Source organism: Bacillus sp. AP8, from assembly GCF_000321185.1.
GTDB classification, from domain to species: domain Bacteria; phylum Bacillota; class Bacilli; order Bacillales; family DSM-1321; genus Bacillus_AD; species Bacillus_AD massilioanorexius.
Genome location: NZ_CAPG01000009.1, coordinates 1 through 10,184, shown reverse-complemented (window position 1 = coordinate 10,184; position 10,184 = coordinate 1). Strand labels below are relative to the sequence as shown.

Genomic DNA, 10,184 nt, shown 5'->3' with positions numbered 1-10,184 from the left:
TTTGTTAATTTTACCCGTTTCAAGCTATATGTTTGAGATATTCTTCGACGGTTGCTACAATATCTTTACATAAGTTGTAAAAGGAGAAACAAAGAATGAGTTCAAAAATACCATACGAAGTAATTGGTCAAAAACGCTTGCATGACCTAGTTGACGCCTTTTACGAGAGAGTACATAAGCATCCATTGTTAAAGCCGATTTTTCCAGAGGATTTAACAGAAACAGCAAGAAAGCAAAAACAATTTTTAACTCAATTTTTAGGTGGACCTCCTGTTTATACAGAAGAACACGGTCATCCTATGCTCAGAGCACGTCATCTTCCTTTTGAAGTAACAGAAGAAAGAGCAAATGCCTGGCTACAATGCATGAGTGAGGCTATGGACGAAGTAAAATTAGAAAATGAAGTACGTGAATTCTTTTTTCAACGTCTAACTATGACAGCTCACCATATGGTTAACACACCATCTAACGAATAGAATTACTTGACTGACATAGAGAAAAAACTTACTAAATCATAAAGGATATGATTTTTTCCTTTATCACTACAAACAGTCAGGAAAGGAGAAAGCAGTTGAGTTCTCAAAAACCCGTTTTCAATTTTACTGAATGGCTACACAAGTATCACTGTTCCTCTATTGGTAAAAAACGTATTGAAATATATATTTTCATTGATCCATTATGCCCTGAATGCTGGTCAATCGAACCAATCATAAAAAAATTGCAAATGGAATATGGAAATATTTTGAACTTTAAACTTGTTCTTAGTGGAAAACTCACTGCTTTAAATTTTCAAGCTAAACGCCATTATAAAAATATTAAAGAGATTTCCAAGAGAACAGCAAGTCGAACAGAAATACAATGTAGTAGCAAATTAATTGGAGAAAATCAAATAACCAAGCCTTATAACGCCTCCATCGCCATCAAAGCAGCTGAGCTTCAAGGTAAAAAAAGTGGGATTAAATTCTTACGTAAACTTCAAGAATACCTTTTCCTAGATAAGAAAAATATTTCTGACATGAATGTCCTAGTTGACTGTGCCAAAGAAGCCAAAATTGATGTAGATGAATTTATCAATGATATTTCATCCAAAACAGCTGCAAAGGCTTTTCAATGTGACTTGAAAATAACAGCAGAAATGAATGTACAAGAAATGCCTTCATTTGTTTTCTTTAATGAAAATATAGAAGATGAAGGAATTAAAGTTGCAGGAATTTATTCATATGATGTTTATATTTCGATTCTATCTGAAATGCTTCCCTCATTGCCTATGCCAGCACCTTTACCGAAAATTGAATATTTTGTCCGCTTTTATCAAATAGTAGCCACAAAAGAAATTGCTATTGTATATAACCTGGATGAGAAAGAAGTAGAACTCGAAATGAAAAAGCTAATGCTTCAGCAACTCGTTCAAAGAATCCCCACAAAGCACGGTACATTTTGGAAATACAAAAAGATAAAATAAAGAGGTTGTCCCGAAAGTAAATAATTACTTTCGAGCAACCTCTTTTTATTGGGCTATTATCTAAAAGATTATTGATTTTAAACAAAGTCGTGAATAAAACTAGTATAAAAGTTGAATGGGAGCGTAAGGTGCTAGACTCCTGCGGGAGCAGCGGGACAGGTGAGACCTCACAGCCACATGTGCCGAGGAGGAATTCTTTCCAAAACAACGAAAAAGCCCTGCCGGGATAAGCAGGGCTTCTTCTATTCATACGAACAAAGGGGATGGGAGAAATTTTTCACGGTCAAACAAAGGGGTATATGTTTGCTTGTGATCAACTTCACGCTCTTAATATAACAGATAATCATATAGCTTTTCAAGTCTTTGTTATCATATTCACAATATCGTCAAATTCTTAGTATAATTTTTTCACTCTTTAATATGATGTAATATAGGACAAAATTAAAAGGAGTTTAGTTATGAAGAAAGTGATCCTTGGCGTATTTAGTATAGGTATTGTTGTGTCAGTTTTCTTACAAATACTCGCTATAATGAATCTTTTCTCTTATTTTATATCCATTCCGTTTCTGTTTACCTCTATATTACTGTTTATACTTACCTTAAATCAACGCAACCGTTTTAAAGGATTTTAATCAACAAATTATTATATTAATATAACAATTTGTGGATGGCGTAAAAAAACATATTGCAATAATTTGTGACAACAATACAGTTACTTGTGTTCCTTTTTCATGTATATCTTCTAAAGCTCTTTTATGACCCATCACTCGATCTTCTTTATTATCTTCAAATTATATGTTTTATCCACAACAAAAATTCAGTATAAACCATATTGATTCTATTTAAATGCTTCTTTTTTATTCTAAAGAATTCCTTCAAAATAATGCTCTTCTTTGTTTTCTACAAAAATAAAACTCCCTATCATATTAGATAGAGGAGTTTTATTGAACATTATTTTAAAAGGTTTTCCATTTCATTTAATTTTTCTTCAAAAACTTTAAGAGCTTCTTCGATTGGTCGAGCTTGTGTCATATCGACTCCTGCTTTTTTCAGTACTTCTATTGGGTAATCAGAACTTCCTGCTTTTAAGAAGTTTAAATAACGTTCAACAGCCGGTTGCCCTTCTTCTAAAATTCCTTTACTTAAAGCTGTTGCCGCACTAAATCCTGTCGCATACTGATACACATAGAAGTTGTAATAAAAATGAGGAATTCTTGCCCACTCACGACCAATTTCTTCATCAATCACAATATTATCACCAAAATATTTCTTATTTAGTTGATAATATTCATCTGTAAGAACTTCAGCAGTTAGTGGCTCTCCATTTTGCGCTTTTTGATGAATAATTTGTTCAAATTCAGCAAACATCGTTTGACGGAAAACGGTACCTCGGAATCCTTCTAAATAATGATTTAATACATATAAACGTTGTTTTTCATCTGTTAAAGTTTTCAACAAATACTCAGTAAGCAAATTCTCGTTACATGTTGATGCGACTTCGGCAACAAAAATTGTATAATCTCCATATGGATATGGTTGATTATTTCGAGTATAGTAGCTATGCATGGAGTGCCCAAATTCATGAATTAGCGTATATAAATTATTAACATCATCTTGCCAGTTCATTAGAATATATGGGTTTGTTCCATATGCTCCTGATGAATAAGCGCCACTTCTTTTGCCTTTATTTTCATGAACATCTACCCATCTATTTTCAAAACCTTCTTTTAATACCTTAATATAATCTTCTCCCAGTGGTGCTAGAGCCTTGATTAGTATTTCCTTTGCCTCTTCATACGTAATTTTCATTTTTGTATCTTTTACTAAAGGCGTATAAAGGTCATACATGTGAAGTTCATCCAAACCTAATACTTTCTTTCTTAACTCTACATAACGATGTAATAATGGTAAATGGTCATTTACCGTGTTTACTAAATTCTCATACACTGACTCAGGAATATTATTTGCACTTAATGCCGCTTGTCTAGCCGAATCATAGTGGCGAATATCCGCACTGAAATTTTGTTTTTTAACATTTCCTGAGAGCGTACTAGAGAAAGTATTTAAATATTTGCCGTACGTATCATAGACAGCTTTAAAAGCCTCCTTACGGACACGTCTATTTTCACTTTCTAAAAATCTTACGTAACGACCATGTGTGACCTCAATATCCTCATCATTTTCGTCTTTAATTGTTGGAAATTCTAGATCAGCGTTATTTAGCATACCAAATGTATTACTTGAAGCATCAAATACTTCTGATGCCTTAGCAAGTAAGGCTTCCTCATTTGCAGATAACACATGTGGTCTTTGTAGATTAATTTCTTCTAAACTATGTTCATATAATTTCAAATCATTATTTTCTTTAATAAAAGAAGTTAATTTTTCTTCATTAATAGCCAAAATTTCTGGTACAACAAAGGCAAATGCACTTGCTGCTTGAGAATATAAAGATTTTGCTCGATCATCAAATCCTTGATATTTTGAATTCGTTGTATCCTGATCATAACGCATATGAGAATATGTATATAATTTTCCTAGACGCTCAAATACATGATCTTGAAATTGCAAACCTTGAAACAATTTCTCGGCACTTTCTCCTAAAGTTCCTTGATATTGACTCGCTTTCGCTAATTCTTCTTTGACTTCTGTAAATTCTTTATCCCAATCTGCATCTGATGCAAATATATCTTCTAATCTCCAGGTATCTTCAACCTGTATAGCATCACGACTTGGTAAAGCATTTGTAGATTTAGCTTCTGACATAATAAATCCTCCATTTCAAAATTAAGTATTAACTATAATTTAGATTATACTATTAATTCTGTTATATCCTAAAAAAACCTGCTTCTTTTATTATTTAAGCACTTATACTTTATGAATCATTCGCATTTTTCATGAGTTCCTCATATATATTAGCCACTTTCAAATTGAACATTTTTTCACGTTCTGGAAATGCTGGATTATATAGCTCTACCTTCCTTTTTAACACATACACATCCGGAGCCATTTCTTCCAAGAACTCTAATCGGACGAGCATTTGAATATAATATTTCATCGGTAAAAGCGGATTGATTGATGAAAAGTAAGGAAGAATTCTAAGACATATGAATTTTTCTTTTATACTTTGTATAAGAGATCTCTGGCATTCATGTAAATAAATAGTGTCCCCAATAGCTTTCTTACTTATCACATTTTTATATATCCAGAATTGCCAATGAATTGCATTCGTCTCATAGAGATGCATATATGGTACAGGAATACCAATTTCATTTGGAAATGTGGAAGGAAATATTTTTTCTAAATAGATAGATTTAAAAAAAGGATGATTCACATCAACGTATAAAGTAGCACTCTGACGCCACAATTGTTTTTTATTCATCCATTTTTGGATAGCGGAGAAATGTCGAGGTATACAGGATAATAAATGTTGAAAAGTTAATTGATTTACTGGATATGTTTGTGGGTTGGAAAAAGTAGAACGTGAAGAGAATGGGGTGAGTTGCTGTAAGATCGTAAATTGTTGAGTATATGGAGAAAAAAATCGGATAATAGGACATTTTATAGTTCCTGCCGATGTGTACCATTGAAACGCTGAAAGTATATATTCCGTTGGTCGTTTAATCTTTAAATGTCGAGAAGATAGTATCCATATTGGTGTAACGCCATTTTTTCTATAGAAGACTGTCCTCTTTTTTATATCTTCTGGAGAGATGATTGAACATTGATATTCTATAGCGAACTTCTTTCCATCATTCTCAACGTAAAGATCTGCTCTTTGTTTAAACGATGGAAAGAATTTTTCCATTTGTACATTGAGATTTTGTTTTCTTAGCCACGTATATAACAGCTGTTTTCCTAATAGATGTTCTTCAGTTTCGCCCTCTGTAGCGTAAGAACAAGACTCATTAGCTTTATGAGCAAAATGTGCCACCTTTATCTTTCCCGCTTTTAAAAAGACTCTACTACCACAACAAGGACAATAAAATTGTTTCTCTCGATTTTTCAATATTTTCTCGTTGTTAGTAGATAACAATGAATATAGTATGCCCTCTTTATTTTTAACAATGAGCAAATTTCCACACTCCTTTCTGAGCACTTTAATCAATACATTCAACACAACAACAGAAAAACCCTTCCACAAAAACCGCTTTCTAAACGATTCTAAGGTTGGTGAATAGAACCGACAGTAACTGGTCAATTAGAATGGAAGGTGTGAAACTTCTGTGGGAGCAGGCGGGCAGTGGGATGCCTCAGCTGCTGTATTCAATGAGATTATCCTTACTCCACAAAAGCACCATTCTAGTGTAGTATTCAATTCAACTTATACTCTCCTTTATTCATAAGCAACAAGTAAAGAGCAGCCATAAAAAAAAGAATCATCCACTCTTAGTTTCGAATACTAAAAGGGATCATTCTTTTATTCTAGAAATATAAATGCTAAAGCTTCATTAAAGTAACGGTGATAGTAGACGACATGTTGACTCCATTAAACGAATTCCTATATGTCTCTTATTAAATGATTCCAAATATAGTTGCTGAGATTCTTTTAAATCTTCATTAAAATCATCTACAAGCTTTTGTGTGCTACTTGTCCGATAAAGGAAAGCATTTACTTCAAAATTCAAATGAAAGCTTCTCATATCCATATTTGCCGTACCAATTGAAGCAAGCTCGCGATCTACAATAACAATTTTGCTATGCATAAATCCTTTTTTATATTGATATATTTTAACACCAGCTTCTAATAAATCTTTAAAATAGGAACGAGAAGCATGCCATACGATCCATTTATCAGGCTTTTTAGGAACTAACAACCGTACATCTATTCCACTTAAAGCAGCCACCTTGATAGCTTGAAAAATATCTTCATCTGGTATGAAATAAGGTGAGGCAATCCATACCGTTTCTTTTGCCGAGGAAATCATGCTGAAGAATATATTTTTTATAACACTGTACTCATTATCAGGTCCACCTGCAATCATTTGAACCCCGCCATGATTATTTAAATGTGGTGTTAGCGGCGTTAAATATTTGTCAGTTAAAAAACTACGATTTGTACTATAATACCAATCTTGCAAAAATATAAGCTGTAAAGAACGAACAGCCTCACCCTTAGCCATTAGATGCGTGTCTCTCCAAAAGCCAAAGCTTTTATCTCTCCCTAAATACTCATCACCGATATTAAGTCCACCCACAAAGCCAACATGACCATCCACTACCACAATTTTTCTATGATTTCGGAAATTCGCTTTATTATTAAGCACTGGTATTCGAACTGGTCCGAAGCGAGCAACCTCTACTCCACCATTGATTAATTGATTAATGTATGATTTTGATAGCTTCCAAGAACCTACTGCATCATATAAAAACCGTACTTTAATTCCTTGTCTCGCTTTATCTAGTAAAATATCTTTTATTTCATTACTTATCTTATCATCACGAACAATGTAATATTCAATATGAATGTGATGGGTTGCTTTTTTTAACTCTTCAATGATTGCTGAAAAGGTTTCATCACCATTTGTTAGAATCTTTGTTTTGGTTGCAAAAGAAATAGGGCTATTGCCAATTCGCTGTGCTAACGTAATAAGTTTACGTTGATGTTCAGCCATTGTCGTAAATCTTTCTTCACTTATTGAACGCTCACCTTCAATTTTTAAATAGGCCTGCTTGTCCAAAAAATATTTTTTCCTATACATTTTTTCTTTTCTGAAGTTTCTTCCGAACAAGAAATAAAAAATAAATCCAAACAAAGGAAACGCAGCAAAAACAATAAGCCATGTTAACGTTTGTGTAGGATGTCGATTTTCAAGGAAAACAACAAGCGCTAAAACCCCTGCAGAAACCGTAATTAAAATACTCAAAAAGCTAAAAATATTTGCTTCTACTACATCTCCCCAAAATAACCATACACCCAATATTAAACTTAAAAAAATGATAACTCTAATCGTATTTTTCATTATATCCCCTCACCCTACGTTTACGAACAACTTGTACAATATAAGTTTAGGAGCGCAATATCAAATAACAATGTCCCACTTTCTGCATAGGTATTCAACTAACCATGTTCAAACACCCATTAGTTCTTTGAAATAACTCTGTAAAATATACTGTTAAAATTAGCGAAAATGATCAGTTCCCACGGTTAACTCATGAACCTACTAACTTCAACTTTCACTATGCTTATTCCCTTTTTTACATAAAATTAACAGATCTATTTCATTTTTATTAAGGAGATTTATCGAAGTTTAAGATTGGCCTCTGAAAGCCTGGGGAGGACTCTGAAAAGGAACATCTAAAAACGATGATAGCAGAAAGAAAAATGGCAACTTCAATCAAATATGGTTTATTCACTTTTAAAAAGCCGATTTCAAAAATAGAAACCGGCCCTTACCTATACAAAATATTTTCTAATTGTAGAAAAGACATCTTCTTTAATGATTTCTTTTCCATATTCCTGTAATCGATAAAGCGTTACTGCTGATTCATGCCCGTATTCAAATAGAACACTTAATATATTATCAATCTTATCTTCTGCAATATCTTCCTCGAACTCTGCGTATAAATAGTATTTATTTTCAAAAGAGTATAACGACGTCTTAAAGCCTTCCAATCCATTTTGTTTGCTTAAAGAAATCACATCTTCAAAATCCTGGAACATAATCGCACATTCAAGAACATCTAGATCATATTCAACAGTAGTATCCGTCTCATCATCCTGTTTAACTTGAAAGTGCTCATCGAGAAGAGATTCGATTCTTTCATCAACGGGTAAATCTTTTAATTTCTCATCAGATATTGGAAGTTCTAGCTTTTGACCATCTTTGGTAAACTGAGCTTTTGTAACCATGATTTCTAAACCTTTATCTAAAGCTTGGACTTGAATCCAAAGTGGACCCTCGATAGCAAACTCTTCCTCATGATGAATTTCGTCCATCATTTCCCAAAACAATTCTTCACTTCGATCACGGTTATACCATATCTCATCACGATCAAAGCCTCGTTCCTCTATGTCTAAATATGAAATATAAAACTTTACTGTATGTTCGTTAATACGTTCAATTTCCATTGATCTCCTCTCCCTTCTACCTGAGAATTGTACTGAAGGGAATTATCCCTAGTATAGTGAGAACTTTCTTACATTTTTAGTTCCCTTATTTTATCAGTTAAAAACGTAATATTTCGTTTTACTTTATTTTATGATAAAAGCGAAAAGAAGGAAAACAAAATGCAGTATAAATACAAAAACAATCATTTGCCTACAACGATTTCCCCTCATTCTACATAATAACATTCTAATAATCAAGAGCAGTGATACACGCTATCTATTATTATTATATCAGATATGTTTAAACATTGAATGATACGATGTTTACTCCTTCACCAAAGATGTACTTGAACATATTGTATACTAGCTACCATTAGAAATACAAAAGATGACTCCGTTTCACCTTATTGTCATTTTCTCACTATTAAATGCTCCATAAGTTCATGACGATCTTTTTCCACAGAAACCATTAACCCTAAAAACAAAAAAATACTCTTGACGAAGACTGTCAAGAGTATAAGTATATTAGTTGACCATACGTTGAGCTTCGCGAAGATGATACGTACGTACTTTTCTTGGTAAGAATCGACGAATTTCATCCTCATTATATCCAACTTGTAATCGTTTTTCATCAAGAATAATTGGTCTACGAAGTAAACCAGGATTTTCTTTAATAAGACGATACAGTCTTTGTAAAGGTAATGTTTCCAAGTTAACGTTTAACTTTTGAAATGTTTTGGATCTTGTAGAAATAATCTCATCTGTTCCATCTTCAGTCATTCGTAAAATTTCTTTAATCTCATCAATTGACAGAGATTCAGAGAAAATATTTCTTTCAACGTATGGTATGTTATGTTCTTCAAGCCAAGCTTTAGCTTTACGACAAGATGTGCAACTTGGTGATGTATATAAGGTTACCATAGATAATCACTCCCCTTTGTATAGAACCCTTAATCTATGATTGGGAAAACTTTTTTCCGCTAATAAAATTAAAACCCTAAATTAAAATTACTTTAAATAAGTAATATCTATAGTTTATTATACATCATATTTTTTGAAAATGAACATCTTTTTATAAAATAAAAAAAGATTAACTTCTCTTTATTTTATAAGGTTTTTTCAGATATTTTTACATTTCTGGTGTTCTTTTTCATAAAATACATATATTACACCTTATTGAAAACATAGTATTAATTTTCTCATTTGTCACCGTTTATCCATATTTCAATATAACTATAGATGGTTACATTGTTTCATCTTCTTGTTATTCTTTACCCAATATCGAAAAAGACGAAACCACAAATTATAAAATTAAGAAGTGTTTTAATTTCATATAAAATCACGCCCTATACTACTATATCTCTTTACCTCCAACTATTAAAGACCTTTATGAAAAAATATTTCAATAAATTTAACTTTTCATATATTTTCTAATATTTTACAATGGATATATACATATTTAACCAAAAAGGAGGATTATGTATGGTCGGTTATGTGACGGACTTCTTAATTGTTGCTTTTTTGATCATTCTTCTAACTGCATTAAACGGTGTGATTAGTAATACAATCGGAGAAAAACTTTTCGGCGGAAAAAACAAAAATGTCTATAGTGATGCCTCACTAAAAATCCAGAGCGGTTGGAAAGCCGTTAGGAAAGACACAAATTAAAAA

8 protein-coding genes are annotated in these 10,184 nt (G+C 32.5%); 3 read left to right on the top strand and 5 right to left on the bottom strand.

The window, feature by feature from the left end:
- The first annotated feature begins 95 nt into the window (after positions 1–95).
- Both BN349_RS01565 and BN349_RS01560 read left to right on the top strand, forming a co-directional pair.
- Entirely contained in the window at positions 96–476 is a 381-nt protein-coding gene (locus BN349_RS01565) for a globin domain-containing protein (protein WP_019240513.1), read from the top strand.
- A gap of 95 nt (positions 477–571) precedes the next feature.
- Positions 572–1,462 carry a DsbA family protein gene (locus BN349_RS01560; RefSeq protein ID WP_019240512.1) on the top strand — a complete coding sequence of 297 codons (891 nt, stop codon included), beginning with the start codon at positions 572–574 and terminating at the stop codon, positions 1,460–1,462.
- A 951-nt stretch (positions 1,463–2,413) separates the two neighbouring features.
- Here BN349_RS01560 and pepF read toward each other — a convergent pair.
- The 5 genes from pepF to spxA all read right to left on the bottom strand — a co-directional run bounded on the left by pepF (position 2,414) and on the right by spxA (position 9,434).
- The gene (pepF, locus tag BN349_RS01555) at positions 2,414–4,228 is read right to left on the bottom strand and encodes an oligoendopeptidase F (protein WP_019240511.1); all 1,815 of its coding nucleotides are present in this window, start codon (positions 4,226–4,228) and stop codon (positions 2,414–2,416) included.
- A gap of 109 nt (positions 4,229–4,337) precedes the next feature.
- Positions 4,338–5,537: a competence protein CoiA family protein gene (locus tag BN349_RS01550; protein WP_019240510.1), complete on the bottom strand. Its 1,200-nt coding sequence runs from the start codon at positions 5,535–5,537 to the stop codon at positions 4,338–4,340.
- 376 nt (positions 5,538–5,913) lie between these two features.
- Positions 5,914–7,425: a cardiolipin synthase gene (gene cls, locus BN349_RS01545; RefSeq protein WP_019240509.1), complete on the bottom strand. Its 1,512-nt coding sequence runs from the start codon at positions 7,423–7,425 to the stop codon at positions 5,914–5,916.
- A 434-nt stretch (positions 7,426–7,859) separates the two neighbouring features.
- Positions 7,860–8,534, bottom strand: coding sequence for an adaptor protein MecA (gene mecA / locus BN349_RS01540; protein ID WP_019240508.1), 675 nt, complete (start codon positions 8,532–8,534; stop codon positions 7,860–7,862).
- Positions 8,535–9,038: 504 nt separating this feature from the next.
- Positions 9,039–9,434, bottom strand: a complete 396-nt coding sequence (gene spxA / locus BN349_RS01535) for a transcriptional regulator SpxA (protein WP_019240507.1) — start codon at positions 9,432–9,434, stop codon at positions 9,039–9,041.
- Positions 9,435–9,995: 561 nt separating this feature from the next.
- On the opposite strand from spxA, the gene BN349_RS01530 reads away from it, so the two are divergent.
- The gene (locus BN349_RS01530; RefSeq protein ID WP_019240506.1) at positions 9,996–10,181 is read left to right on the top strand and encodes a hypothetical protein; all 186 of its coding nucleotides are present in this window, start codon (positions 9,996–9,998) and stop codon (positions 10,179–10,181) included.
- Positions 10,182–10,184: the final 3 nt, after the last annotated feature.